This is a genomic window from Campylobacter majalis (assembly GCF_905120465.1).
Classification (GTDB): domain Bacteria; phylum Campylobacterota; class Campylobacteria; order Campylobacterales; family Campylobacteraceae; genus Campylobacter_A; species Campylobacter_A majalis.
In genome coordinates this window covers 19,570-46,265 of sequence record NZ_CAJHOF010000010.1, presented here as the reverse complement: position 1 = coordinate 46,265, position 26,696 = coordinate 19,570, and the positions used below count along the sequence as shown (strand labels likewise).

Genomic DNA, 26,696 nt, shown 5'->3' with positions numbered 1-26,696 from the left:
ATGATTTACGTATAAAAATAGGTGCTTCCTAGATCAAACCGCCTATCATAAATAAAGTCTTTAAAGCGAGTTTTATAATAGTTAAATTTAAAACCAAAAAAGTCATTATCGGTAAATAAATTTTGTGACATTGAGTTAAAGCCTATCTCTTTTGTCGTTGCTTTTTCAGGACGCAAGTAAGGATTTACGCTATCTCCTGCATCAGAGCCAAAAAACACCTCTTGAACGTTTGGTGCACGGTGCGTGACGGCGTAGCTGATATAAGGCGTAAAAAGGTCGTGCAAAAGCAGACTAAACACAGCCTTGCCGTTGTAAAAGTTGCCATTTTTGCTGATGTCCATGGCTTGTTTTGGAATACAGCTTGGATTGCTATCGCCACATTCTGGCTTATGCCCTTTGATGGTGTAGTATGTTTTGTTTAGATTTGCTTCTAGTTTTACTAGTTCGTATGCATTTATGACATTATTGAAGAATAAATTTGTTAAAATCTGCTTTCCAGATGGTGAAAATACAGTGCTTCCCATGCCTTTTTGAGATAGTGATTGACGGCTTACGTTGCTAGTGTATTTGTTTAGTCCATAACTTGCACCAATAGTTTGTTTGATTTTTAAATTTTGCGTGATGTCATAGTTAAAGGCATTTTCTAGGCTGATTGTATCGTAGGTATTTTTCTGATTTAGATTTACTCCGCCTGTCATATCTGATATGTTTTGAACGCTTACACTTTTTGAACTATCGTAGGTCTGACGAGAGAGTGTATGTGCGGCTAGAAATTTTAGATTTAATAGCTCATGTGGGTTAAATTTATAATCTACTTGATACGTTTGATTGTCCATATCGCGACCGGCAAGATAGTTTGAGTATTTGCGATATTGTAGATCCAAGGCATGATATTCATTTGGATTGGCTTGAATTTTAAACAAAATCGAATGCGGTTTTTGCTTTAACCTAGATATATCACCATATGCTGGAGCAATAGTCTCGTCTGAATCATACTCTGATATGCGTGTGTCGGTTGTTTTTGAGCCATCGCCACTTTTGTAATCTTGCGTCGTTTTCTTGCCGCTGTATCCAAATATTGCCCCTATACTGCCTTCGTCGTTATTGATTTTGGTTTTTGCACCGATTGTTGCCATGTAGTTTGGTCCGATGCCGTTTGTGCCGTAGCTGTATTTGCCTAAAAAGCCAAAAATATTGCCTTCGCGTATCACATCATCAACGCCGATAGTGCGAAAATTTGCACTTCCCATCAAAGCATTTGCATCAGCTATACCCCTATTAATATCTACGCCCACTAAAAAATTTTGATCTATCATTGCACCAAACGCATTTGTTGTGCCACCTTGATGATATCCGCCGTGGTCTGCTGAGGTGCCAAAAAACGTCTGTGTAACGCCATCTATCATCGTATTTACTCGTCCAAGTCCGCTCATGCCACGGATATTAACACTTACTGTGCCTTGACTTTGATCTATTTGTGTGTATGCTCCTGGCACTCCACGCACTATACTATCGATACTTTGTGTGTCAGAACTTGAAATTTCACGGTGTGATACCGCTCCTGTAGAGCAAATGGTTTTTGCGTGTTTGAAATTTCATTCGCACTTACTTCAACTTTATCAAAATCAAGCTCATTTGCGTTAATGATAGCTGTTGCCACAGCTAGTGCTATACCTGCGTATTTGACGGTTTTATGCATTTTACTCCTTTTTAATAATTATACTTTTAAGTTTCATTATCAGTAAATATTTAAAACTACACTCTAGTTTAGGCTTAAAATTTTATATTTAATTAAGCCATTGCTGTAAATAAATACTTAAATTTACACCCTTTGCTTAGACGTTAAGATTTATTATAAATAACGCTTAAGCCTTTATTTGTTTTGCGTATAAAATTATCATAAATATAGTTTTAACAAAATCCACAATTAAATTTCGTTAAAAATATTTTAATGACTATTTATATTTTAAACTCAAATTTTAAGAGTTCTTGAAACTTTTAAAATTTCAGCTTATTTTTGCAAATTAATATCATTTTTATATAGTTTATTTAATGTCTAAGCCCTTAAAATAAATTAATTAAAAAAGTACTTCTTTAGATACTACACGATTAAATTTTCACTTTAGCACCACAGTGCAATTCTAAGCATTTTATTGCTAGCCGTGCAAAACATAATATATCAATCATCTTAAATTACTCTCATTCTACTAGCATCAACAAATTAATGCATCTAACGTGCAAAATTTAAACATTCATGCTTAAAAATGTTTTACATTCTTTATCTTTTGGCATTTTTCAAATTACTACTAAATGCGTTAAAATATATAATTTTCATGCCTACCTAAACTGCCAAAAATAATCAGCCTTATAGATATTAACATCGTCAAGCTGATAATCACTACTGCCTAAAATCAGCACTTTTACTCTCTTTTGAGTGTTAAAATCAATCAAATGAAGTGGCACCCCAACATCCTTATGTGTGTGAAAAACACCGGCTATTAATAGGCTAAAATTTTGCGTTTTATTTAACACATCAGCCATTCTGCGATCTTTGTAAAGTTGTGCTTGAACTAGCTTATTGTGCATTTTTTCATCTGCAACATGTGCTAAGCCAATAGCAGTTGCGATCATTTCTTTTACAGATTGTGTTGTTGAAACTACGCCTTTAATCGGCTCTGCACCACTAAAAATAGTGTCTATCTCGCTCTTGCTTAAATTTGCTTTTTCATAAGCTGTTTTTACTATCTCGCCATAGTGTGAAATTCTCCAGTTTTTATCCCAATTTATAGCACCTAAAATTTCATTAATATGAACATTATCCTGATATGCTTTATCGATTAAATTTTGTTTTTCACTACTTATCATCTCCATTGCAACATCAAGTTTTTTTCTTTTTGACAACTCATTAATTAACGAGATTTGAGCTAATCGATGATTTTTATCATAATGTAGTTCCCCAACCAACAACACATCGACACTATCTAGCTCATTTAACAATTCAGTAAAACTAAGGGATTTATTCGTATCAAGACGCACAATATTGCTGTAAAGTTGCACTTTTGATAAATTTTGTATCGCAACATCGTGACTGCAACCGGCAATAAACAACAAAATACACAGCGCCAAACAAGCTTTAATCTGATTCATTAATATAGTTCCAATTACAAAAATAAAGCGTAATGATATGAAATTTATTATTAAAATAATATTAATTAATATTTAAATAAATATTATAAAAATATGCTCAAATTAACACAAGACAAATGAAATTATATTTACAAAATCACCTGCTAACGCTAAATCCATAAGCAAAAATCATTATAAAAAGAGATTAAGAAAATACTCACCTTATTAACCAGTCTTAAAGACATATGTATGCGTTAAATTTTCATCTTTTAAAGTGTTTAAAATTTCTTATCATAGTAAAATATTTTATAATTAAAAGTGTATTTATGTATTTTTCATCTTTTAAATTAACTAATCTGCGTCTAATGCGAATTTGTTTTGCTGGGATTAGTGTAAAGTTTGACTACCTTTACTATATTTTGGTAAAAGCAAAATTTCATGAAAATTTTTTGAAATTTAACATGATGGGTGTGTTTTTGATAGTTTGGTTTTTAACTTCGCTTCGCTCGTTACAAGATGATAGCTTAAATCGCTATCCCTATGAAAAACTTCTCTTCGCTGGTAGCTGTTTAGCATAAAGATAAAATAACAAAATTCAGAAGCACTAAAAAATGCTTTGCATCCGAAAGAGCGTAAATTTAGATATTGTATAAAATAAAATTTATATCATCGCATAACTATAAAAGAGCTTATTACTAGTATTTATCGCAAAGCTACGAGCATATCAAAGTGGTTAAAAGTCACAACAAGCATAAATTTACCAAAATCAATGAGAGGTCTTGCATTGTAGCAAGACAAAATCACAGTGCAAGATTTGGGCTTAAACCAACATCGTTATTTCATCTCATCAACTATTTGTTTGATGTATTTGTATGATTTTAGTTGCTTTTGTTCATCATAAATAAAGCTTTGCACCATCAACTCATCAAACTCAATCTTTGATCTAAACTCTTGCAATTGCTCTTGCACATCCTGTTTAGAACCTATAAAACTACATGCCATCATGCTCATAACTGCCATTTTTTCCTGATCCATTAAAGCTGTATCTGCAAAATTTACAGGTCCAAAATGCGGAGCTTTTGTCGCTTTATATAAGTAAGTATCAAAAACTTCATTATTGTCTTTAAGTGGCGGCTGCAAATTTTGCTGTGTGTTTGTCACGACATTTAAGAAAAACTGAGTTTGGGTTGTTGCTAAGCTCACAGCTTCTTCGTTGGTATCGGCAACAACGACATTTGCACCAACTATCACATATGGCTTTTTAAGATATTTTGAAGGTTTAAAATTTTGTCTATAGATTGCAACTGCCATCTCAAGCAAACGCGGTGCAAAATGCGACGCAAACGCATACGCCAAGCCAAGTTCTGCTGCTAAATACGCACTATCCGTGCTAGAGCCAAGTATGTAAAACGGCACATCAATGCCTTTGGCTGGATATGCATTTATTTCGTTTGTGCCGTCAAAATAGCTTCTAAGCTCATCAAGCTCAGCTTTGAAATTTGCATTTGCACCAGTTGTTCGCCTTAAGGCACGTGCCGTTTGCATGTCAGTGCCAGGTGCTCTTCCTATGCCGAGCTCAACGCGATTTGGATATATCGTAGCTAGAGTTCCGTATTGCTCAGCTACAACGTATGGGGCGTGATTTGGTAGCATTACACCACCAGAGCCTACATGCAGTTTGGTTGTTTGCGATAAAACATGCTGTATAAGTAGCGATGTGGCTGAACTAGCTAGGTTTTTCATGTTGTGATGTTCTGCTATCCAGTATCTTTGTATGCCAATGCTCTCAGCATATTTTGCTAGTCTAACCATCGCGTCTATGGCATCTTTTGCGCTATCGTTTTGTCTAAGCGGAGCTAGATTTAAAACTGAAATTTTCACCATAAAATCCTTTTTGCTATATTTTACGACTGTATTTTTAATAAATGCAAAACAAAGACTATTTTTGATAAAATACAGATTTTAAAAAGGACTAACATGAATATATTAATCACAGGTGCAGCTGGATACATCGGCTCACACGTTTTAAAGGTGCTTTTAGAACAAAGTTCTCATGAAATTTGCGTAATTGATAATCTAAGCAAAGGCAACATAAATGCCATAAATGAGCTAAAAAAGATAAGAAATTTTGAGTTTTTTAACGTTAGTTTAGAAGATGATCTAAATGAAATTTTTGCAAAACATAAATTTGATGCAATAATTCATTTTGCCGCATTTATCGAAGTCTTTGAAAGCACACAAGATCCACTAAAATACTACCTAAACAACACAGCAAACGTAGCAAAAATTTTAACATATTGCAAAATTTACGGCGTAAATCGCTTCATTTTTAGCTCAACCGCTGCGGTTTATGGTGAGCCAGATACGCCAGAAGTAAGTGAAGAAAGCCAGACAATACCGATAAATCCATATGGATACTCAAAGCTAATGAGTGAGCAAGTCATCAAAGACTACGCCACTTCAAACAAAGAGTTTAGATACGCCATACTGCGTTATTTTAACGTCGCAGGTGCCGATCCTGATGGACTAATCGGACAAAACTATCCAAACGCCACACACCTTATTAAAGTAGCGGTGCAAACGATACTAGGCAAACGTGAAAAAATGGCGATTTATGGCGATGATTACGCTACAGATGATGGCACTTGTGTGCGTGATTACATCCACGTAAGCGACCTTGCGACAGCTCACGTTTCAGCACTTAATCACATAAACGAAAACCAAAGCGAAATTTTTAACGTCGGATATGGGCGTGGATTTAGTGTCAAAGAGGTGGTAAAAATGGCAAAAGAAGTAAGCGGAGTTGATTTTAAGGTAGATATCGCAAATAGACGCGATGGCGATCCATCCGTGCTTATCTCAAATGCGAGTAAGATAAAAACACTCACTGATTGGACGCCAAAATTTGATGATTTAAAACTCATTATAAAAACTGCACTTGAGTGGGAAAAAAGATTATAACCAGCTAAAAAGCTTTAAATTTACAAAAGGAAAGAGATGAAAATAGCGATCATTGGACTTGGATACGTGGGACTGCCACTGGCGGCTGCGTTTAGTCAAAGGTATGAAGTTGTAGGCTTTGACATAAATAGCTCACGCATTGATGAGCTTAAAAATGGCTTTGATAGAACGCTTGAGCTTGATAAATCACAAATGCAAAAAGCCCTTGAAAATGGCATAAAATTTAGCCTAAATTTAGAGGATTTAAGGCAGTGCAATTTTTTCATAGTCACTGTACCAACACCTATAGATAAAAACAACCGCCCAGATCTAACCCCTGTCATAAAGGCGAGTGAGAGCGTGGCAAAAGTGCTTAAAAAAGGCGATATAGTAGTGTATGAAAGCACGGTTTATCCGGGTGTTACGGATGAGGTTTGTGTGCCGATTTTAGAGCGTATCAGTGGGCTTAAGTTTAACGATGAGTTTTTTTGCGGATACTCGCCAGAGCGTATAAATCCAGGCGATAAAGAGCATACCGTAACCAAAATCAAAAAAATCACAAGCGGCTCAACTCCAGCCATCGCCGATAAAGTAGATGAAATTTACGCCTCCATCATCACCGCTGGAACTTACAAAGCAAGCTCTATCAAGGTCGCAGAAGCCGCTAAGGTCATCGAAAACACACAGCGTGACATAAATATAGCCTTTATCAACGAACTTGCGATGATATTTGAACGCCTAAACATCGACACGCACGAGGTTTTAGCAGCTGCAGCAACGAAGTGGAATTTTTTAAATTTCAAGCCAGGATTAGTTGGAGGGCATTGTATAGGTGTGGATCCTTACTATCTAACGCACAAAGCACAAGAGCTAGGATACCATCCTGAAATGATCCTTGCAGGTCGTCGCATAAACGACAATATGGGCAAATACGTAGCCAATCAAATCATAAAACTAATGATAAAAAACGGCGTTTTGATAAACAACTCAAAGGTTTTAGTCCTTGGTATGACGTTTAAGGAAAACTGCCCAGATATTCGCAACTCACGCGTTATAGACGTGATAGATGAGCTTAAGGATTTTGGTTGCAAGGTCGATGTGAGTGATCCGTGGGCAAACAGCGAAGAAGTAAAGCACGAGTATGGATTTACTCTGCATAATGAGTATGATATAAGCCAGTATGACTGCGTCGTCATCGCTGTAGCTCACGATGAGTTTAAGGAATTAAGCTTTGGCGATAAGCTTGTTTATGATATAAAAAATATCTATAAAAATGCAAATGCAAGGCTGTAAAAACTAAAAATGGCGATAAATTTAATAAGCTCTATCATCGTTTTTATCGTGTCAATGGGGATAAATTTTCTCTTAACGCCATTTATCTTAAAATCGCTTGGCAACGAGGCATATGGCTTTGTGGGGCTTAGTAATGCAATAGTAAGCTATGCATCTATAATTACTGTGGCGATAAACTCGGTTAGTGGGCGATTCGTGGCTTATGAATGGCATAAAAACAATATACCAAAATCAAATATATACTATTCATCAGTCTTGGTTGTAAATGTCTTTTTTTGCATTGTTGTGGTGGTATGTTCTGGGCTGTTTTTGCTAAATATAAATAAAATTTTAGACGTTCCGCCACATCTTGAAAATGATGTTTTTTTGACATTTGTATTTTATTTTATCAACTTTTGTGTTGGGCTTTTTAATGGTGTTATCACTGTTTGTGCATTTGTTAAAAATAAACTTTATTTAATTAGCATTCGCAATGCTATCTCAAGTGCAATTTTGGCAATTTGCATTGTCTTGCTTTTTTATTTTTTTAAACCGATGATATTTTACATCGCCATATCCGCACTTATTGCCTCGCTCTTTGTATTTTTTAGCACGATTTTTATCTCATCACGCATTACGCCAGAGCTTAAATTTAGCCTTTTTGCATTTGATTTTAAAAGCATAAAAGAGCTTTTTAGTTCAGGCATTTATAATAGTTTTAATGCCCTAAATCGCATTCTGATAACCGGCATGGATCTATTTATATGCAATATTTTCTTAAACGCAAACATGACTGGAATTTTGGCTGTTAGCAAGGCAGCACCAATTATTTTAGAAAGCTTTGTGGCTCAAATAAGTTTTATATTTTCACCAAAATTTGTTGAGCTTTATTCAAAAAACGAAATAGCAAACCTAATCATGCAGTCTAAACTATCTATGAGAATTACAGCCTTTATATTAATCGCTCCAGTTGCAGTTTTTGTAGTATTTGGGCAAGAATTTTACACGCTTTGGTTGCCGTTTAAAAATAAAAGTGAAATCTTACTTATTTATGAGCTATCGCTTATAGTTTTGTTGCCAATACTGCTTATTAGTTTTGTGTTTTCGCTTTTTAACCTTGATAGTGCAACAAACCAACTTCGTCGCCCAGCCATCGCAAATACCATACTTGGATTTGGCACCATACTTGCTCAAATTGCTATTTTAAAATTTACAAACTACGGCATTTATGGCATTGTTGTCACTGCTGCTATTTTTTACTCTCTTCGTATTTGTTTTTTTGATTTAATTAATGCTAGTTTAAATTTAAATCAATCAATAAGCACATTTTATCCAACATTTCTTCGTTTAGTTTGTGTTTTTATGACTATATTACTAATGGTTTTTGGGTTAAAATTTTATATAAATATACAAATAATTTCATGGGTAGATTTTGTTTTGCATTCGATACTTTTTGCGATTTTTGGATATGTTTTTTGTCTTTTTTTGTTGTTTAATCAAAAAGAAAGGCAAAGCATTATGGGCTTAATAAAATCCAAACTAAGACAAAATAAATAAAACCAAAACAGCCATACTTTAATAAATTTTGGATATAATCAGGCATTTTTATCTAAATCAGGAGAAAATATGAAAAAAGAAGACATCGAGCATTTAATCGAGCTATTTGAAAAAAAGGATATAAATAAAATTCGCATCAAAGAAGGCGAGTTTGAACTAGAACTAGAAAAATTTAATGACACACTAGAATCACCAGCCGTTGCACCAGCACCAATACAAGCACCAGCACCACAACCAATAAATGTGCAAGTAGTAAGCGAAAAGCAAGCACCAGCACCAAAAAATACGCTTAATTCACCAATGGTTGGGACATTTTATACATCAGCATCGCCAGGCTCTGCACCATTTGTAAAAGTTGGACAAAAAGTGAGAAAAGGCGAAGTAATAGGCATAATAGAAGCTATGAAAATCATGAACGACATTGAAGCAGAATACGATTGTCAAATAAGCGAAATTTTAGTAGCCGATGGGCAACCAGTTGAGTTTGGCATGGCACTGTTTGCTGTGGAGAAAATCTAATGGAAATCAAAAAAATTCTAATCGCAAACCGCGGTGAGATAGCACTTAGAGCATTACGCACGATAAAAGAGATGGGCAAAGAAGCCATTGTGGTGTATTCTACAGCCGATAGAGATGCACTATATGTAAAATACGCCGATGCTGCTATTTGCATAGGAAATCCTCGCTCAAGCGATAGCTATCTAAATATACCAGCTATCATCTCAGCTGCTGAAATAAGCGAGGCTGATGCGATATTTCCTGGATATGGTTTTTTAAGTGAAAATCAAAATTTTGTAGAAATTTGCTCTCACCATAAGTTAAAATTTATAGGTCCAAGCGTAGCAGCAATGCAAGTAATGAGCGATAAAAGCAAGGCTAAGCAAGTCATGCAAAGGGCTGGAGTGCCAGTTATACCAGGCTCAGATGGAGCTATAAAAGATGTCAAAGCGGCAGCTGAGTTAGCCAATAAAATCGGCTATCCAGTTATCATTAAAGCCGCAGCTGGTGGTGGCGGACGTGGCATGAGAGTTGTTGAAAGACCAGAAGATTTAGAAAAAGCATTTTGGTCGGCCGAGAGTGAAGCGGTAACGGCATTTGGCGATGGCACAATGTATATGGAAAAATATATCTTAAATCCACGCCATATCGAGGTGCAAATCATTGGTGATAGCCATGGAAACGTCATTCACGTAGGCGAAAGAGATTGCTCAATGCAAAGACGCCATCAAAAACTAATCGAAGAAAGTCCAGCAATTTTGCTTGATGAAAACACAAGAAAACGCTTACACGAAACAGCCGTAACCGCAGCAAAGGCCATAGGTTATGAGGGTGCTGGAACATTTGAGTTTTTAGTAGATAAGCATTTAAATTTTTACTTTATTGAGATGAATACAAGGCTTCAAGTAGAGCATTGTGTGAGTGAAATGGTAAGTGGAATTGATATAATTGAGTGGATGATTCGCGTAGCACAGGGCGAGAAACTACCATCACAAGATAGTATAAAACTACACGGTCACGCCATAGAGTGCAGGATAACAGCAGAGGATCCAAACAGCTTTACACCAAATCCAGGTGAGATTACAAAATACGTTGCACCAAGTGGCAGAAATGTTCGCATGGACTCTCATGTCTATCAAGGCTATACTGTGCCACCGTTTTACGATAGCATGATAGGAAAATTAATCGTATGGGACGAAACTCGCGAAAAAGCCATACATAAAATGCGCGTTACTCTAGAGCAACTAATCATCGGTGGCATCAAAACCACACGCGATTTTCACATACAAATGATGAAAAACAAAGACTTCATATCAAACAACTACGACACTAATTATCTATCAAAACACTAATTTCAAGGGGGTATTAGCCCTTGAAATTAGTATTGATTAGACAGTATTTGCGATATTTAAATTTCAAAATAATTTTTACGAAATTTTAAAATTTTGTATTGATCTAAAGATGGCAATATTGAGTAATATTTATAAAATAAACAAAGCAACACAAGCATCCGCCAAGCCCCTTGCATAGCAAACAAAGATAAAATCACATAAAATAAATTAAAATTTATTATTGTAAGCGTAGAATGCTTAAAATTACACTGGTTAATTATGGTCGCAGTCAAATCCTACTTAAAAATACAGCTGATATCATTGTGTTTTACACAATCAAAATAGTTTATTTAAGACTATCAAAAAGCAGAGTATGGCTTTATTTAGATTAAATTTTAATCTAAACTAGGATAAAATATCACACTAAATTCAAAAGGATGCAAATATGAAAAGCGACATAATCAAGCAAGGCTACACAAGGGCACCACACCGCTCACTATTGCGTGCGACTGGTTTAAAAGATGATGATTTTAATAAGCCATTTATTGGCATAGCAAATAGTTTTATTGAGATTATTCCAGGACATTTTTTCTTAAATAAATATACTGAAATTTTAAAAGATGAAATTCGCAAAAATGGCTGTGTGCCGTTTGAGTTTAATTGTATAGGGGTCGATGATGGCATTGCTATGGGGCATGGCGGTATGCTTTATAGTTTGCCAAGTCGCGAGATCATAGCAAACTCTGTTGAAACCGTGATGAACGCACACGCACTTGATGCACTTGTGTGTATGCCGAACTGCGATAAAATCGTGCCAGGCATGGTAATGGGAGCACTTAGGGTAAATGTGCCGACAATATTTGTAAGTGGCGGACCGATGAAAAAGGGCTACACAAAAGATGGGCGACCTATAGATCTGGCTACTGCATTTGAAGCGGTTGGTAAGTTTGAAACAAATGAGATAACTGAAGCCGAGCTAAAAGATATAGAGTGTAACGCCTGTCCAAGTGGTGGCTCTTGCTCTGGCATGTTTACAGCAAACTCGATGAATACACTATGTGAAGCCATGGGTATAGCACTAAGTGGCAACGGCACGATACTAGCACTAACGCCTGAAAGAGAGGAGCTAGTTAGACAAGCTGGTCGTAGGATATGTGAGATAGCACTTGATGAGCGCTATAAAATACGCAATATTTTAAACGAAAAAGCCGTCCGCAATGCACTTGTTGTTGATATGGCAATGGGTGGTAGCTCAAATACCGTGCTTCATATGCTAGCTATCGCAAGAGAGGCTGGAGTGAAGCTTGATGTTGGCGACTTAAATCAGATAAGCAAAAACATAGCGCACATTGCCAAAATCAGCCCATCTTTGCCGTCTGTGCATATGCAAGATATCGCTAAAGCTGGTGGCATGAATGCTGTCATAAACGAAATTTCACGTCGTGACAATGGTATGCTAAAGCTAGATAATCTAACTGTATCTGGCGAAAGTTTGGGAGAACGCGTGGGGGCTAGTGTGATAAATGATGAAAATGTGATAAGAAAAGTAGAAAATGCCTATTCTCAAGTTGGCGGACTTGCAATACTGTTTGGAAATTTAGCCGAGCAAGGTTGTGTTATAAAGACGGCTGGTATAGTTGGCGAGAGAAAATTCACAGGTAAAGCGGTGTGTTTTAACTCTCAAGACGAAGCAATAAAAGGCATAACGGCAGGTAAGGTCACGCACGGCGATGTAGTCGTAATACGCTACGAGGGTCCAAAGGGAGGTCCTGGTATGCAAGAGATGCTAAGTCCTACAAGCCTGATAATGGGTCGAGGACTTGGTGCAAGTGTGGCACTTATTACTGATGGACGTTTTAGCGGTGCGACGCGAGGGCTTAGTATCGGACACGTAAGCCCAGAAGCAGCTGAGGGTGGTATGATAGGATTGCTTAAAGATGGCGATATCATAGATATAGATGTTGATACATACGCTATAAATGTTAGATTAGACGAAGCTGAAATTTCACGTCGCAAATCCGAGTTTAAGCCGATTGAAAAGCCACTAAACTCACGATGGTTAAGACAGTATCAAAAGCTAGTAACTAACGCAAGTAATGGAGCGATATTGGAAGCTTGATGAGTGAAAAAGAACTAAAAAATATAGATGAAGAGATTAAATATCTAAAACATTGCCTAGATACTTTTGAGAATTTACAAAAAGAATTTCTTATTAAAGCAGAACTTATTATAGATGATTGTAAGGAAGGAAAAACGACAAAATTTTTAAAACATTGTGATGATATAGAAAGGCTTAATGGCAGGTTTAATCCAGCCTTAAGCTCGGTAGAAAGTTTTTACAAAACCACCTATAAAGCCAAGAGAAATTTAGATAACCTACTCAGCTTTGCATGTAAATTTTCTGGCTATATTGATAGTTTAAATTTATACTCAAAATATTTTAAAGAATCTATACAAAAGGCGATTATTTTACTAAATGAGGAAAAAGATATTTTAAAAAAACAAAACTCTTCTACAAATTTAAAGGAAAAAGATATCTTAAAAAAAGAATTTTTAGAAAAAGAGAAGCAAATTTTTGAAATTTATAAAAACAATAGTAAATTTGATCTATTAAATTACGATTTGAAACATTTTTTTAACTCAATAAAATATGACGCAATAAAAATGTGGCATTTCATATGCAATAAGAAACTATTATCCATCTCGTCCATATTGTTTTTAGGCTCAATATTGTGCGTCCCTTATTTTATTATAGAAAATAAAGTCCCATCGATTTCATTTGACGAGCTATATTTTGCCTTGATTGTGGTTTTTGCATTTGGTTTTTTGACGTTATTTTATATAGGAGTCATTTTTTTGTATCAAAATTATTTATTATTTGATATTTCAAAATATAATAAAACCGCTATTAATCACGCCTATATCTATATCTATCATTTACTTTTTCTAACGAGTTTATTACTTATTGTTTGTAATTCATTAAAAGATAATTTGCTTATTTTATTATTTTCTTTAATGGCGGTATTATCTTTATTTTTTGCGATATATTCTTCATTTAAAAGCAAAACTATATCAAATACAATACTCTTTTTACTTCTCATTTTTATAAGTGATTTTTTATTTTTTGCAATTGTAAAATTTAGAAGTGATGAGATTGATGTTCTTGCTTTGATAATGTTTGTTATTATATGGTTTTTTGCTAGGTTGCTTTCAATGCTAAAAATATTTGAATACTCGCTTCAAGGATTTTTTGCTATTCTTATTCTATTTGTCATATTGCTGTTTTTGCATAAAGACTTTGTTAGGCTTGCTGGTATAGCAAATTACGATGCTAACTATATTGTGCCTACTAAATTTATACCAAAGCACATATTAGACAGCAATTTAAGCAAATGCGATAAAGACAATGAGACTTGCATTATAAAATTTGATGAGAACTTAACCATGCTAAAAAATGTAAAAGTGGTTGTTAAATCAGATGAAAAATATTTTTTAAAGTTAAATAAACAGCCTTTTGAGTGCGAGAAATTTAACGACAAAATCAAATGCAATGATGATATTTTTAACGCACATGATTTAAAATGCAAAAACATCAAAGAAAACGGGCTAGAATGCGAATACTCTTACCCTATATTTGAGATAAATCAAAAAAATATAGTAAATTAAGGAGTAAAATGCCAAATATAATAGACGCAATTTGCACTCTTTTAACTAACAAACAGACACAAATAAAAGAGTATCAAAATACTCATAATCGCATAAATAGTGTCGGCGATAGCTTGGAAAATTTTATTGCTGATTTGTTTTGTGATACTTTGAAAGAAGTAGATGAACAAGTAAGGTTAAAACGTAAAAGCGAAGTTTTTTCTTATCTTGGAAACAATAGCAATCCGCCTGATTTTATGCTAAAAAACGGCGATGCGATAGAAGTAAAAAAGATAGAAAATTTTAACTCCGCACTCGCTTTAAACTCAAGCTATCCAAAGGCAAAACTATATGCAAATAGCCCTATGATAACGTCATTTTGCAAAGAGTGTGAAGAGTGGGAGCAAAAAGATATGATTTACGCAGTCGGCGTAACAAGTAAAAATCATATAAAATCTCTAGTTTTTGTTTACGGCGAAGATTATGCGGCTAGTAGTGAAATTTATGAGCATATTAAAAGCACGATAAAAAGCGGCGTAGAGAGTATTGGCGGAGTGGAATTTGCCGCTACAAACGAGCTTGGCAGAGTTAATAAAGTAGATCCGTTAGGTATCACATATCTTAGAATTTGCCAAATGTGGCATATGCAAAATCCATTAAAAACCTTTGAATATATCTATAAAAGAGATGAGAGCAAGGAATTTTCTTTTATGTGTATTATAAATGATGAGAAATTTCACTCATTTACAAATTGTGATAAGCTTTTGAATTTGATTAATCAAATGCATGGGGCTAAAATTTCAGATGTTTTAATCAAAAATCCAAACAATCCCGCCATACTCAAACCGGCAAAATTAATTACATACGAGTTTTAAGATGAGACTAATCAGTCTTTTTAGCGGTGCAGGTGGGCTTGATTTGGGATTTGAAAAAGTCGGATTTAATGTGGCTTATGCAAATAAATTTGATAAGAGCATTTGGGCGACATATGAGAAAAATCATAAAGCGATTTTAATAAAAAAGGATATAAAAAAGGTTGCTTTGGATGAATTTAAAGGAGATTTTGTAGGCATTATCGGCGGACCGCCTTGTCAGAGCTAGAGTGAGGCCGGGGCTTTAAAGGGTATAGATGATGACAGAGGTAGGCTATTTTTTGAGTATATTAGAATTTTAAAAGATAAACAGCCTAAATTTTTCCTAGCTGAAAATGTGGCTGGAATGCTATTTAGTAGGCATTCTAACGCTGTAAAAAACATACTTAGCTTATTTGATAGTGCAGGGTATAATGTAAGTGTAAATTTAGTAAATGCGAGCGATTATGGCGTGGCACAAGATAGAAAAAGGGTGTTTTATATAGGTTTTAGAAAGGATTAAAGATAAATTTTAGCTTTCCAAAGCCAATAGGTGGTGCCAAACTTACCTTAAAAGATGTTATTTGGGACTTAAAAGATAGTGCAATACCTGCACTTGATAAAAACAGGGTAAATAAAAATTTAAAAGTCGCAAATCACGAGTATTTTACTGGGTCATTTTCTACTATTTTTATGAGTAGAAATCGTGTTAGAGACTGGAGCGAGCCGGCTTTTACCGTTCAAGCTAGTGGCAGACAGTGTCAGCTTCATCCACAAGCCCCAAAAATGGAGTTTGTGGAGAAAAACAAGCGAGAGTTTGTAAAAGGCAGCGAACATCTTTACAGAAGACTTAGCGTTAGAGAGTGTGCTAGAGTGCAGGGTTTTAGTGATGAGTTTGAATTTATCTATGAAAATGTAAATGATGGATATAAGATGATAGGCAATGCAGTACCGATAAATTTGGCTTTTATTATAGCAAAAGAGATAAGAGATGCAATTTGATGAAATTTTAGCTAGGCATAATATCAAAGTTACTTTGCTTCGTTTAGAGCTGCTTAAAATTTTAAGCCAAAGTGATAAACCGCTTAGTTATGATGAGATTTTAGAGCAAGTTAGAGCAAATAAGACAAGCATTTACCGGGCATTTGAAATTTTTGAAAAAAACAATATTATTATAAAAAATGAAGTTGGCAGAAAAGCCTTTTATGAGCTTGGTAGTGCCGCAAAAGCCTATTTTGTATGTGACGTGTGTCATGCCATGATAAATATTGATTTGCCCTTGCCAAATATTGCAAAAAGCATAAAATCGGCAGTGATAAAAGGAATATGTAAGGAGTGTGAATGAAAAAAAGTTTATGGGATGAAAAATCAAGCAAATACCAAAGGTATAGCGGAAATTTAGGCATATTTCATGAAGGCTTGTATTTAAATTTAATTGAAATGGGGATAGAGTTTAAAAATAAGAGTTTGATAGATATCGGATGTGGAACTGGCATATGGTCGCTATTTTTTTCAGATAAATGTAGCGAAATTTTAGGCATTGATAGCTCAGAAAAGATGCTTGAGATTTTAACCAAAGATGCAACAAAATTTGGCGTGAAAAATATATTTAGCAAATGTCTAACGTGGGATGAATACAATGATGATAAACACTACGATATCGCTCTTTGCTCTATGTCACCAGCTATAAAAACAACTAAACATTTTGAGAAATTTAACAAGTGTGCAAAGGTTAAAATTTTTATAAATTTTAATAGGCCAAGGCACTCTGATTTGCTTGAAGTATTTTTTAAGCACTATGGTATAAATAATAGAGACGGGGGCTCTGTGTCTGAGCTAAAATCATGGCTACAAAGCAATAATATATCCTACAATCAATTGTTTTTTGGAGAGAGTAGGATGACAAAACGTAGCAAAAATGAAGCACTACAAAATATCTTTTGGCATCTTGAAATTTGTGGCACTAAATATAGCAAAAAAGAAGTAGAGCAAGTCTTTAATAGCTTATACAAAAATGACGTTATCGAAGAAAAAATTGATAGTTTAATAACTCTTTTTGTATTTTAAAGGTATAATTATTAAAATTTCGGAGTGTTTATGAAAAAAGTTTTATTGCTTTTATTTGCATTTTTGTATGCTATTGCCAACGATTTCACACCTTCGCTTGGAGTGCTTTATGATGAAAAAAAGGCTGAACTTGGCAAAAAAATCTTTTTTGATAGACGCTTAAGCGACAATCAAGACAAATCATGTGAGACTTGTCACAATCTATACTGGGATTTCAGTGGCACGATACGTTCAAGCTTATACAATGACACTATAAATCCACCAACTATTTTAAGCGTTGCTTTAAATCACATCTATTTTAAAAATGGTTCAGCTAAAAATTTGCACCATCAAGTCACTCAGTCTATAACGTCTAATATGCAACTTGGCATAGACGAAAAGACAATGACATCAAGAGTAGCAAGTATAAGTGAATATAAAAATTTATTTAGCAAAATTTATCAAAATGGAATAACATTTGATAATATCGTAGATAGTATAGTAGAGTTTGAAAAGGCTCTTACAACCACTTCTTCACGATTTGATAAATATTTAATGGGTGATGAAAATGCAATGACAAACGAAGAAAAAAAAGGGCTAAATTTATTTAAAGATATAGGTTGTGTGGCATGTCATAATGGTATAAATTTAGGCACAAACTTAATGCAACAACTATCATTTTATCAGCGTGTGTTTAATGGTGAAGACTTAAATGACAATATGTTTGAGGTATATAGAGTGCCAACACTAAGAAACATCTCCAGGACAGCACCGTATATGCTAGACGGCTCAATTACCCAACTAAAAGATGCAATCAAGCATGTCGCTGATACGCAACTCATGCATAAATTAAGCGATGATGAGATTGAATTGATATATAAATTTTTACTCACATTAAACGGCGAATATCCTAGGATACTTAAATGAAATCGCAACGACTTGGCTTAATTATTCTAGTATTTGTGGTGATATTTACGGCTTGTGTGCTTTTTGTATATAAACTAAATGATACGGTTAAAGACAATATCCAATGGCGTAATTCGATAATGAATTTAAGAATTTTAAATAAACAGATTGATGCATATTTTAAAACAAATTTATCAAATATAAAATACGACGACATTAACGCTATATTTAGCGAATTTTATGAAAATTTACAAATCTTAAGTAGTTTAGATAGCTTTAGCGTATTGTCTGAAATTTATGGCAATGAAAATGATTTAAACATAATACAAACAATATACGAAAAAAAGCGTAATTTGCTCGATAGATTTAATTATGTAGCTGCTGGTGCAGTAGCATTTTTGATAGATAGTGATTATGCTTTGTCGCAACAACGAAGTAAAATGAGTCTTATTGAGGCATTATTGGTTAAATTAAAAAATATAGACTACACTAAAAAAGAGCTTTTAAATCAATTAGAAGCCGAGATAGAGTTTTTATCTGTAAATATTATAAAAGATTTTGAAAATACAAGCAACAAATCTCAATTGCTCACACTGCAAAAAGCAAATTTTGCATTATCATCTTTGATGGCAATGCATGAAATGCATTCAGATAACGAGGTTTTAAATCTCTCAAACTATCTTGATAATATCTTAATAGCCTATGATCATCAGCATAGTCGCATTAGTGATTTGTTGCAGGTTTTTATGTTTATTGCATTTTTGATGTTTTATGTATTGATTGTTGTATTGATACTACAAGGCATAGGCATATACAAAGACCAAAAAGAGATGGCTATGCTAAAAGCAGCTATATCAAATAGTTTTGGTTCTATTATATTTACTGATACACAAAACAAAATAACATATGTAAATAAGGCATTTGAGCTAACAAATAAATACACTCTTGAAGAGATCAAGGGCAAAAGCCCAAATATATTAAAATCATTTTATCATAGTGAAGAATTTTACGACAAATTAAAAGACGCAATATATAATAATAATGTATGGAGCAATGAAGAGCTAATAAGCAAAACAAAAGATGATGAATATATATATGAGAAAGTGCAATTTATACCATTTGAGTATAGTGGCAAGTTGGCTGGATTTATTGGACTTAAACAAGATAAAACATACGAAACAAAAATAATAAAAGAGCTGGAGCAAAAAACAAAACAAGCTCAAGCACAATCAATCATAGACAAAATGACTGGCTTTGGCAACTATTTTGCTATTACTGAGCGGCTGGATGAAGGACGTGATGGTATCATCATAAACATTACTATTAAAAATTTTGATAATTTGCGTTTCTTTTATCAGACAAAAACTGTAGAAGCTATGCTTGTTGCGTTTGCTAACACTTTAAAATTATGCGTAGAAACATCTGATATAAAAGCCGAACTATTTCGCTTTCAAGATGATGAGTTTTATATATGGTATAAGGGTGATGACTTAAATGCAGATGTAGCTTTATTACAAAGTTATTTTAGCTTTAGTAACCTTGATATCACAATTGAAAACAAAATAGAAAGGCTTCCTGGATTAAAAGCGATAATTGGCGTAAGTCTAAGCATGGACACTACGCAGACAAATAGATTAATGCAAGCCATTTTGGCTAACCAACAAGCTAAAAAATTAGGCAACGATATCTATTTTTACCGCGAAAACGATGCGATTGAGCTTAGATATTATAAAAACCAAATAACAACACAACTTATAGAATATGCATTGGAAAATGACACCGTAATAGTAGAATGCCAAGGCATATATGATGTAAAAAATCCAGACAAACAAGCTACATACTACGAAGTTCTGGTTCGCTTAATAGATCAGTCTGGTAAAATCCGCTATCCTGGAGAATTCTTAGAAGTAGCCATGCAAGCACAGCTATATACGCAAATAACTAAAAAAGTCATAGAACATGCATTTGCTTTAGTTGAACGCTATCCTGATTACACTTTTTCTATAAATTTATCTGGTATAGACATAATAGATAGTTCTGTGCGTGAGTTTTTGGAAGAAAAATTAACAAAATGTACTCGCCCAGAGCATGTTTGCTTCGAGCTTTTAGAGAGCGAAGAGGTGTCTGATTACTCGATAGTAAATTCATTTATTAAGCATATTAAAAGCTACGGCTCGTCAATTTCTATTGATGATTTTGGCTCAGGCTATTCAAACTATTACCGCATACTTGAGCTTGATATAGACAACATTAAAATAGATGGCTCAATCATTAAAAAACTTCCTTTTGATCAAAACTCACGCTACTTGCTTGAAACCATTATAAATTTTGCTTCAAAACAGGGTTATACTGTAATAGCTGAGTTTGTTAGCTCACCTGAAATTTTAGAAGAGTTAAAGAAATTTAATGTCCCATACGCACAAGGATTTTTGCTAGGTAAGCCAAAATCAGTTGATTTATTGTAGGCAATTTAATATAGCCAAAGGTAGTGAAAATTATATTTTATATTAATATTCATTTTTGATTCATTTATTTTTTGCTAATATACTCACACGAGGATTATTATGCTATTAAAACGAAATAAAATTTTATTTAATATTCACCTTATTTTATCGTTTGTGTTTTGTGTGCCATTATTTGTGCTTAGTATAACTGGTGTTTTTATACAATACGAAAACGAAATAAAGCAAATTTTAAGCGTAAAACAAACGCCGCAAGTCAAGCCAAAAGCTAGTTTTAGTGAAATTTTAGCAAATATTAAAAACATAGACGAACAGTTTAGACCAATGAGTATAAAGATACAAGACAGACACAAGCACTATATTTTGGGCGTTTCTCAGCCATTTAGAAAAGCCTACAACGTCGATATATATGATGCTAATGTGTCTAGGGATTTTTATAGTGTTTTTGCCCACTCTATGCTTATGCTTCATCGAAATTTAGGACTATCTTTTAGTGCAAATGATGTAGCAAGAGCTACTGGTAAGCACATTATTGCTCTTGCTAGTATTTTTTTGGCAATCATTATCATTACTGGTATTTGGCTTTATTTTCCACTTATAAAGCGAAATTTTATCAAATCGCTTAAGGTTGATTTTAAGCGTAAAGGGTATGGATTTTTATATCAGCTACATAGTGCTTTTGGGCTTTGGTGTGCGTTGTTTTTGCTTATTATGGGGCTTAGCGGACTTTTTTGGAGTTATGATTTTGTAAGAAATACAATGCTTGATATGTTTAATATACAGACTACTTCGCACAAAAAACACTCAAGATCCGATATAAACGCTACTCACATTGATATGATAGTAAAAAACCTAGATATTAAAAATGCTACGATATTTGCATCCGCACAACACTATATAGTATCTTATGATTTAAACAAAACTCGTCATGCCATACACATACAAAACAACAATCTAATTGTTAGCGAAATCAAAACAACTGTAAATAAAAATAGTGCTGCTTGGCTAAAAAGCGTGATGCTAGATATTCATAAAGGCACGATTTTTGGCGAGATAGGCAAGGCGGTTTTTGCCATTGCGTGTTTTGGGCTTAGTTTGTTTATTGTAACTGGCTTTTTGATGGCATATAAGCGTATAAATAAAAAATAAGCCACACTTAGATATAATCGCACTCTTTGGGTAGATGTCCGAGTGGTTTAAGGAGCACGCCTGGAACGCGTGTGTGGGGCAACTCACCGAGAGTTCGAATCTCTCTCTATCCGCCATTGCTTCAAGAAAAACAAAGAAATTAATCGCAAGTTACAGCAACAAAACTACGATTTTAACGATATTTTAAAACATTTTCAGATAAAGTTACAGCAACAAAAAGAAAGTTAAAGAAAGGTCTAGCAAAGAAGTTTATGCTAAGCATTTAGCTGACTAACTCATAAAAATAGCAAAAAAACAAAAAAATAGTCAGCAAAAACTAAAACCAAAAAGGGTTAAGATACCAAAACTCTCAAAACAACTAACAACCACGCAGCTTAAAAATTTAAAGCCAAAAGATAAGGTGTATTTTATAAGTAATGGTGATAATTTGCTTGTAAAAATAATGCCTAATGGAACAAAATTTTCATATACGAGTTTAAAACCCTAATGATAATAAACGCAAACGCTTAACACTTGGCAAGGTGGAGATAAAGCGGTGTTTAAAAAATGGATAAAAACAAAAGTAAGATAAGCTCTAAACAGCTATTTTGTATAAATAGGCATTTAAAACCTTGCTTTTGCCTAAAATTGAAAACATAAGCCCTAAATCTTAAAAAATAAATTATTTGATGTACTAAAAACATATATGAAAGATTAAATCTTGACGCAACCTGTCGCATATAAATTTTATAATTACACAAACACATTATGTAAGGGAGTAAAAATGTTTATCAAAAATAAACAAAAAAAGAGATTAAGCTTCGTTGATAAAATGGTTTTAGCTGGGACTGGTGTAAGTGCTTTGTTCTTTTACTCACAGCACCCAATAGTTCGCCTTAGAATTATTGTGATAATTATAATGGCAACACTTAGTTTAAAATTCAAAAAACTAGCCATACTTTTGCCGTATCTAGCATACAAGCATTTTATTTCATTAAGGAGATAAAAAAGATATAAGTAGTATAAATTTAAATTAGATAAAAGTAAATTACAACGTAGATAATGCCACTGGTAAAATTTAAAACGAAGCCTTAAAATGTATCTAAGTATAAAACAAATCCGCAACATGAATATGCAAATTTAAAGCAACAAGCAGGATTTGTGGCTCAAGCAAAAGAAGTGGCAAACATCAATACCATAAACAAAAGCAAAGTCCGTGTCGACACCACAGTGCATATAGCTACATTAATATAGTTAAAACAAATAAACACGAGTATTAGTTAAATGTTTAGACAAATTTTCTAAAAATTTAGTAAATACCATAAAAAATATAGAAGTAAAAATTTCAAGGTTGCTGCGATGATGTTGCTAAGCTATTAAATAAAGAAAGCAAAGCACTCAAAAATCAGACAAAAGAGCTTAAGACAGCAAAAAGAGTGTTTAAATGCACTTGAGTTTCTTGGAAAAAGCTTATGTTTTAGATACAGCTTGACTGATTTTATGTCTGAGTTTGAAAAATTAAAAAACGTAAATTTTAAAGACTTTACTGGGCTTAATGAGTTAAATAATTTTATCAACGACAGGCAAAATTTTAAAGAGATTAAAGAAATTTCTATCCTGGCTAGTTTGCTTATACAAGGCGTTAGTGGCGGTGATGTGGCTGGTGTTATAGTGATGATTGAAGCACTTGTAGCAGCACCGCTTACTATTGGCATTGTTTCTGATTAAAAGCTAACGAAAACTTAATTAAGCCAAATCAAATTTAGCAGGGGCAAAAGTGATATCTAGCAAACTATAAAATATGCAAATCATGACTAAAACTATCGCTTCTAGGGCTGATATGTTTAGACGTCTTTTGGTAAAACTTGATAGCTATTTGGCTTTATTGGTTTAAGTAAATAAAATATTTGTTTGTGTGATTAGTCTTTGGGTTTATTTTGAGTTTGCTTATTAATACTTGGATAACTTAAATTTGATTATGTTGATGTTTGCAATAAATTATTGGCAAACTTTATTTAGACACAATGTTTTAGCAGATATCTAAATTTAGACCTATTTGTCATTATTATAAATATATAACGCTTTATAGCAAATGGCTTAAATATTACATCTTGCAATTATCGCTGCTTGTAGGTTTTACGAAACTTAAAGAGATGAGTTTTTCTTGTTTAAATTATCATTAATTTAATAGCAATATTCTAAATTTTGCTTCATCCTATCAAGTTTGTATAGCTTCGTGCTTAGAGGCTACTTTGATGTTATTTTAGCATTTAACTCTATTTTATACGTATTAGGACTAAGGATTGGCAAAATTTTAAAAAATATTTTAAAATTTACTCCTTATTTAGCAGATAAAATAATCACCAAAATACAAGCAAGACCTAGCATTTCTTTGCTGGTCTATGCTAGTTTTAAAGCAAGATGGAAAAATCATTATTTAAATTTTAAAAAATAATATGCTTGTTTATATCATTTGATATTGGCTTTAATGTGACAAAATTTAAGGCATATTGCGTGACATTTTTGTTGTATAAATTTATTATTTTACGTAGCAAATAACTAATAAAAGCAATATTTGCATTTGGATTAATTTCATAATAAAATAATTTTATTTTGCCATCTAGCCAAAAATCTCATATCTCTCAAATAGCTCAGGATCGTCCTTTACTATGCCTTTTTTGATAAGCTCATCTACAACCTCGCGAGTGCAGTCAGTTGCCATTGGCCACTCTCTTGTGTATCCGTCACGCTCGTCTTTTATGCTTGCATCCACGCAAAATCTCTCGCTTTTAATATACACATCACGCAAAGCATCGATATTATTTGTCACACGCCAAATAAGCATATAAGCATTATTTAACCGTGCTGTGCTATCAACAAAGATGAGAATTTTAAAATGTTCTTTTAAAGCAAGCAAGTCTTTAAATATCTCGCCAACTAAGCGGTTTTTGTTAAATTTCACCACGCAAATTGGGCTTTTAGTGTCTAATTTATACTGCTTTAGCTCATAAATTTCACTCGCTACGCCTTTAAATTTCTTAAGTAACTCATCATCGCTAAGCTTTAGTATCGCTTCATCTTGCGAGTAATCAGCCGTCGCGTCAATGCCTAGTTTTCCGCCGTAGCACGAGTTTGGCGAGGCATGATCTAGTTGATCGCAAACACCCTCGCTTATAAGCAGCGAACGCTCACCAAAGCGGTTTAGCACAAGCGATGAAAACTCGTCAAAATTTTCAAGCTCAGGTGCATTTTCATCTACAAAAATAGCATGTTTTACAAAGCTCATCTGTCCCACGCCCCAAAATGCGTGCATGGCTTGTTTGGCGTGTGCTGGATAAAGGGCTTTGATTTTGGCTAGGATAAGGTTATGAAAGACCCCATTTTCAGGCATATTGTAATCAATCAGCTCAGGCACAGTGGTTTGTAAAAGTGGCAAGAAAATTCTCTCAGTCGCCCAGCCAAAATATTTATCTTCAAGTGGTGGTTTGCCTACCACTGTAGCGTGAAAAATCGGCTCTTTTTTACAAGTTATGGCACTCACATCCATCACAGGAAACGGCTCTATCGGAGTGTAAAAACCAGTGTGATCGCCAAATGGTCCTTCAAGCTCAAATTTTGCAGTATCGACAAAGCCCTCTATCACATAGTCGCAATCATGTGGCACCCAGATGTCATTTGTAAGGCATTTTACAAGTTTGGCTGGACTTTTACGTATAAAGCCATAAAGCAATAACTCAAACACGCCTTTTGGCAGCGGTGCTTGTCCGCACCAGATATAAAGCGGATCGCCACCTATGCCTACAGCCACAGGCATTTTACGCCCAGCTTTTTTATACTCGTTAAAGAAATTCGCACCGTCTTTGTGGATTTGCCAATGCATACCAAGGCGGTTTTTTCCATACACTTGAAGCCTATACATGCCGACGTTTACTAACTCACCATCAAGGCTTTGCGTATAGACATGTCCCATCGTCACAAATGCTCCACCATCACGCTCCCATGTTTTAAGAACTGGTAGATCGTTTAAATTTACAGCATTATCAAAATAGGCTATTTCTTGACACTCGCCACGATTTTTAAGCTTTTTTGTAAAAATTTTTCGCATTTTAAAAAGATAGGATAAAAAGTCGAATTTCTCAGATAAATTTTTAGGTTTTTTGGGCTTTAAAAGACTTGAAATTTCGTCTGCTACGTTTTGCGGACTTACTCCAAAAAGTAGCTCAACCGCTCTTTTTGAACCAAAAATATTAGCCAAAACCGGTGGATACTTTTTGCCATTTTTATCCGTAACATTTGTAAATAAAAGTGCTTTGCTGTCTTCTTTTTTTACCTCTATGTAGGCTGCGTGAGCTATTTGTAAATCAATATCAATCGGCTCATTAATCTCTCTTAAAAGCCCATTTTTGCGTAAAATTTCAATGTAGTTCATATAATGTCCTTTAAGTTTTAGGGCATTATATTAAAAGTTAGTTTAAATTTTGGCTTATTTGCCTAGTGTTGCGTTAAGCATCCAAATTTCTTTTTCATACTTTGCAATTTGCTCTTGAGCATAGGCCTGAGTTGTCGTGTCGCCTTCTGCTAGTTCATCTAGCTTTTTAAACTCAGCCAATAGATGCTTATACTCAGCCAATACTTCTTCAAGAACTTCAGTTGGAGTATAGCTATCTTTTGTGTTGTGTTTAATATGACTTGTTTTTACTAAATCTTCGATTTTAATAATGGCTTTACCGCCTAGCATAATTGCTCTTTCAGCGACTGCATCGAAAATTTCGTGCATATCATCATATGCTTTTTCTGTAAATTCATGCACTGAATGAAATTGTATGCCTTTTACATTCCAATGAAGATCGTGTAGTTTGATGTATAGTCCATGAACATCGGCCTGAATTTGATTTAACTGTGAAATTACTTTTGACATTTTGTCTCCTTTATTT

General features: G+C 34.1%; 22 protein-coding genes, 1 tRNA gene and 1 pseudogene. 18 read left to right on the top strand and 6 right to left on the bottom strand.

Going from position 1 to position 26,696, the window contains the following annotated elements; all coding sequences use genetic code 11:
* Positions 1-5: 5 nt before the first annotated feature.
* From LQU93_RS06220 to LQU93_RS06210, 3 genes are all read right to left on the bottom strand, one after another.
* Positions 6-1,508, bottom strand: a complete 1,503-nt coding sequence (locus tag LQU93_RS06220) for a TonB-dependent receptor domain-containing protein (RefSeq protein ID WP_268250052.1) — start codon at positions 1,506-1,508, stop codon at positions 6-8.
* Positions 1,505-1,699, bottom strand: coding sequence for a hypothetical protein (locus tag LQU93_RS06215; protein ID WP_229933018.1), 195 nt, complete (start codon positions 1,697-1,699; stop codon positions 1,505-1,507). Before LQU93_RS06215 ends, LQU93_RS06220 begins: the two co-directional genes overlap by 4 nt.
* Before the next feature lie 638 nt (positions 1,700-2,337).
* The gene (locus LQU93_RS06210) at positions 2,338-3,147 is read right to left on the bottom strand and encodes a ChaN family lipoprotein (RefSeq protein ID WP_229933017.1); all 810 of its coding nucleotides are present in this window, start codon (positions 3,145-3,147) and stop codon (positions 2,338-2,340) included.
* A 305-nt stretch (positions 3,148-3,452) separates the two neighbouring features.
* Between LQU93_RS06210 and LQU93_RS06205 the strand changes: the two genes are divergently transcribed.
* Positions 3,453-3,704 carry a hypothetical protein gene (locus tag LQU93_RS06205; protein WP_229933016.1) on the top strand — a complete coding sequence of 84 codons (252 nt, stop codon included), beginning with the start codon at positions 3,453-3,455 and terminating at the stop codon, positions 3,702-3,704.
* A gap of 256 nt (positions 3,705-3,960) precedes the next feature.
* Here the strand turns inward: LQU93_RS06205 and LQU93_RS06200 are convergent, their stop codons facing one another.
* Positions 3,961-5,007, bottom strand: a complete 1,047-nt coding sequence (locus tag LQU93_RS06200) for an LLM class flavin-dependent oxidoreductase (protein ID WP_229933015.1) — start codon at positions 5,005-5,007, stop codon at positions 3,961-3,963.
* Between the two features lie 96 nt (positions 5,008-5,103).
* Here LQU93_RS06200 and galE point away from each other — a divergent pair, with 96 nt between their 5' ends.
* The 17 genes and pseudogenes from galE to LQU93_RS06115 all read left to right on the top strand — a co-directional run bounded on the left by galE (position 5,104) and on the right by LQU93_RS06115 (position 23,490).
* Positions 5,104-6,087 carry a UDP-glucose 4-epimerase GalE gene (galE, locus tag LQU93_RS06195; protein WP_229933014.1) on the top strand — a complete coding sequence of 328 codons (984 nt, stop codon included), beginning with the start codon at positions 5,104-5,106 and terminating at the stop codon, positions 6,085-6,087.
* A 36-nt stretch (positions 6,088-6,123) separates the two neighbouring features.
* Positions 6,124-7,359, top strand: coding sequence for a Vi polysaccharide biosynthesis UDP-N-acetylglucosamine C-6 dehydrogenase TviB (tviB, locus tag LQU93_RS06190; RefSeq protein WP_272695065.1), 1,236 nt, complete (start codon positions 6,124-6,126; stop codon positions 7,357-7,359).
* Positions 7,360-7,368: 9 nt separating this feature from the next.
* Positions 7,369-8,895, top strand: coding sequence for an MATE family efflux transporter (locus tag LQU93_RS06185; protein ID WP_229933013.1), 1,527 nt, complete (start codon positions 7,369-7,371; stop codon positions 8,893-8,895).
* Positions 8,896-8,964: 69 nt separating this feature from the next.
* Positions 8,965-9,414, top strand: a complete 450-nt coding sequence (gene accB, locus LQU93_RS06180) for an acetyl-CoA carboxylase biotin carboxyl carrier protein (RefSeq protein WP_229933012.1) — start codon at positions 8,965-8,967, stop codon at positions 9,412-9,414.
* Positions 9,414-10,745, top strand: a complete 1,332-nt coding sequence (locus tag LQU93_RS06175; protein WP_229933011.1) for an acetyl-CoA carboxylase biotin carboxylase subunit — start codon at positions 9,414-9,416, stop codon at positions 10,743-10,745. Before accB ends, LQU93_RS06175 begins: the two co-directional genes overlap by 1 nt.
* A 424-nt stretch (positions 10,746-11,169) precedes the next feature.
* Entirely contained in the window at positions 11,170-12,843 is a 1,674-nt protein-coding gene (gene ilvD, locus LQU93_RS06170; protein WP_229933010.1) for a dihydroxy-acid dehydratase, read from the top strand.
* On the top strand, positions 12,843-14,390 hold the full coding sequence (locus LQU93_RS06165; protein ID WP_229933009.1) for a hypothetical protein: 1,548 nt from the start codon (positions 12,843-12,845) through the stop codon (positions 14,388-14,390). The genes ilvD and LQU93_RS06165 overlap by 1 nt, the downstream gene beginning before the upstream one ends.
* An 8-nt stretch (positions 14,391-14,398) precedes the next feature.
* On the top strand, positions 14,399-15,244 hold the full coding sequence (locus tag LQU93_RS06160) for an NgoPII family restriction endonuclease (RefSeq protein ID WP_229933008.1): 846 nt from the start codon (positions 14,399-14,401) through the stop codon (positions 15,242-15,244).
* 1 nt (position 15,245) lies between these two features.
* Positions 15,246-16,222 (top strand): annotated as a pseudogene (locus tag LQU93_RS10035) (DNA cytosine methyltransferase).
* The gene (locus LQU93_RS06150) at positions 16,212-16,565 is read left to right on the top strand and encodes a transcriptional repressor (RefSeq protein ID WP_229933007.1); all 354 of its coding nucleotides are present in this window, start codon (positions 16,212-16,214) and stop codon (positions 16,563-16,565) included. The pseudogene LQU93_RS10035 and the gene LQU93_RS06150 overlap by 11 nt, the downstream one beginning before the upstream one ends.
* Complete coding sequence (locus tag LQU93_RS06145; protein ID WP_229933006.1) at positions 16,562-17,287, top strand: class I SAM-dependent methyltransferase; 726 nt, start codon at positions 16,562-16,564, stop codon at positions 17,285-17,287. The genes LQU93_RS06150 and LQU93_RS06145 overlap by 4 nt, the downstream gene beginning before the upstream one ends.
* Before the next feature lie 30 nt (positions 17,288-17,317).
* Positions 17,318-18,193 (top strand): cytochrome-c peroxidase, encoded by an 876-nt coding sequence (locus tag LQU93_RS06140; RefSeq protein WP_229933005.1) that lies wholly within the window; start codon positions 17,318-17,320, stop codon positions 18,191-18,193.
* Positions 18,190-20,637 carry a bifunctional diguanylate cyclase/phosphodiesterase gene (locus LQU93_RS06135; protein ID WP_229933004.1) on the top strand — a complete coding sequence of 816 codons (2,448 nt, stop codon included), beginning with the start codon at positions 18,190-18,192 and terminating at the stop codon, positions 20,635-20,637. The genes LQU93_RS06140 and LQU93_RS06135 overlap by 4 nt, the downstream gene beginning before the upstream one ends.
* A gap of 99 nt (positions 20,638-20,736) precedes the next feature.
* Entirely contained in the window at positions 20,737-21,783 is a 1,047-nt protein-coding gene (locus tag LQU93_RS06130) for a PepSY-associated TM helix domain-containing protein (RefSeq protein ID WP_229933003.1), read from the top strand.
* Positions 21,784-21,811: 28 nt separating this feature from the next.
* Positions 21,812-21,899 (top strand) — tRNA-Ser (locus tag LQU93_RS06125).
* 647 nt (positions 21,900-22,546) lie between these two features.
* On the top strand, positions 22,547-22,768 hold the full coding sequence (locus tag LQU93_RS06120; protein WP_229933002.1) for a hypothetical protein: 222 nt from the start codon (positions 22,547-22,549) through the stop codon (positions 22,766-22,768).
* Between the two features lie 482 nt (positions 22,769-23,250).
* Positions 23,251-23,490, top strand: a complete 240-nt coding sequence (locus LQU93_RS06115) for a hypothetical protein (RefSeq protein WP_229933001.1) — start codon at positions 23,251-23,253, stop codon at positions 23,488-23,490.
* A gap of 892 nt (positions 23,491-24,382) precedes the next feature.
* Here the strand turns inward: LQU93_RS06115 and LQU93_RS06110 are convergent.
* Both LQU93_RS06110 and LQU93_RS06105 read right to left on the bottom strand, forming a co-directional pair.
* Entirely contained in the window at positions 24,383-26,191 is a 1,809-nt protein-coding gene (locus LQU93_RS06110) for a menaquinone biosynthesis decarboxylase (RefSeq protein ID WP_229933000.1), read from the bottom strand.
* Between the two features lie 54 nt (positions 26,192-26,245).
* Entirely contained in the window at positions 26,246-26,680 is a 435-nt protein-coding gene (locus LQU93_RS06105) for a Dps family protein (protein ID WP_229932999.1), read from the bottom strand.
* Positions 26,681-26,696: the final 16 nt, after the last annotated feature.

Excerpts from the sequence above, each read along its gene's own strand:
- LQU93_RS06150 (WP_229933007.1), top strand. The coding sequence starts at position 16,212 with ATGCAATTTGATGAAATTTTAGCTAGGCATAATATCAAAGTTACTTTG.
- LQU93_RS06165 (WP_229933009.1), top strand. The coding sequence starts at position 12,843 with ATGAGTGAAAAAGAACTAAAAAATATAGATGAAGAGATTAAATATCTA.
- LQU93_RS06110 (WP_229933000.1), bottom strand. The coding sequence starts at position 26,191 with ATGAACTACATTGAAATTTTACGCAAAAATGGGCTTTTAAGAGAGATT.
- LQU93_RS06175 (WP_229933011.1), top strand. The coding sequence starts at position 9,414 with ATGGAAATCAAAAAAATTCTAATCGCAAACCGCGGTGAGATAGCACTT.
- LQU93_RS06130 (WP_229933003.1), top strand. The coding sequence starts at position 20,737 with ATGCTATTAAAACGAAATAAAATTTTATTTAATATTCACCTTATTTTA.
- LQU93_RS06140 (WP_229933005.1), top strand. The coding sequence starts at position 17,318 with ATGAAAAAAGTTTTATTGCTTTTATTTGCATTTTTGTATGCTATTGCC.
- ilvD (WP_229933010.1), top strand. The coding sequence starts at position 11,170 with ATGAAAAGCGACATAATCAAGCAAGGCTACACAAGGGCACCACACCGC.
- tviB (WP_272695065.1), top strand. The coding sequence starts at position 6,124 with ATGAAAATAGCGATCATTGGACTTGGATACGTGGGACTGCCACTGGCG.
- LQU93_RS06145 (WP_229933006.1), top strand. The coding sequence starts at position 16,562 with ATGAAAAAAAGTTTATGGGATGAAAAATCAAGCAAATACCAAAGGTAT.
- LQU93_RS06135 (WP_229933004.1), top strand. The coding sequence starts at position 18,190 with ATGAAATCGCAACGACTTGGCTTAATTATTCTAGTATTTGTGGTGATA.
- LQU93_RS06215 (WP_229933018.1), bottom strand. The coding sequence starts at position 1,699 with ATGCATAAAACCGTCAAATACGCAGGTATAGCACTAGCTGTGGCAACA.
- LQU93_RS06185 (WP_229933013.1), top strand. The coding sequence starts at position 7,369 with ATGGCGATAAATTTAATAAGCTCTATCATCGTTTTTATCGTGTCAATG.
- galE (WP_229933014.1), top strand. The coding sequence starts at position 5,104 with ATGAATATATTAATCACAGGTGCAGCTGGATACATCGGCTCACACGTT.
- LQU93_RS06205 (WP_229933016.1), top strand. The coding sequence starts at position 3,453 with ATGTATTTTTCATCTTTTAAATTAACTAATCTGCGTCTAATGCGAATT.
- LQU93_RS06210 (WP_229933017.1), bottom strand. The coding sequence starts at position 3,147 with ATGAATCAGATTAAAGCTTGTTTGGCGCTGTGTATTTTGTTGTTTATT.
- LQU93_RS06160 (WP_229933008.1), top strand. The coding sequence starts at position 14,399 with ATGCCAAATATAATAGACGCAATTTGCACTCTTTTAACTAACAAACAG.
- LQU93_RS06120 (WP_229933002.1), top strand. The coding sequence starts at position 22,547 with ATGTTTATCAAAAATAAACAAAAAAAGAGATTAAGCTTCGTTGATAAA.
- accB (WP_229933012.1), top strand. The coding sequence starts at position 8,965 with ATGAAAAAAGAAGACATCGAGCATTTAATCGAGCTATTTGAAAAAAAG.
- LQU93_RS06105 (WP_229932999.1), bottom strand. The coding sequence starts at position 26,680 with ATGTCAAAAGTAATTTCACAGTTAAATCAAATTCAGGCCGATGTTCAT.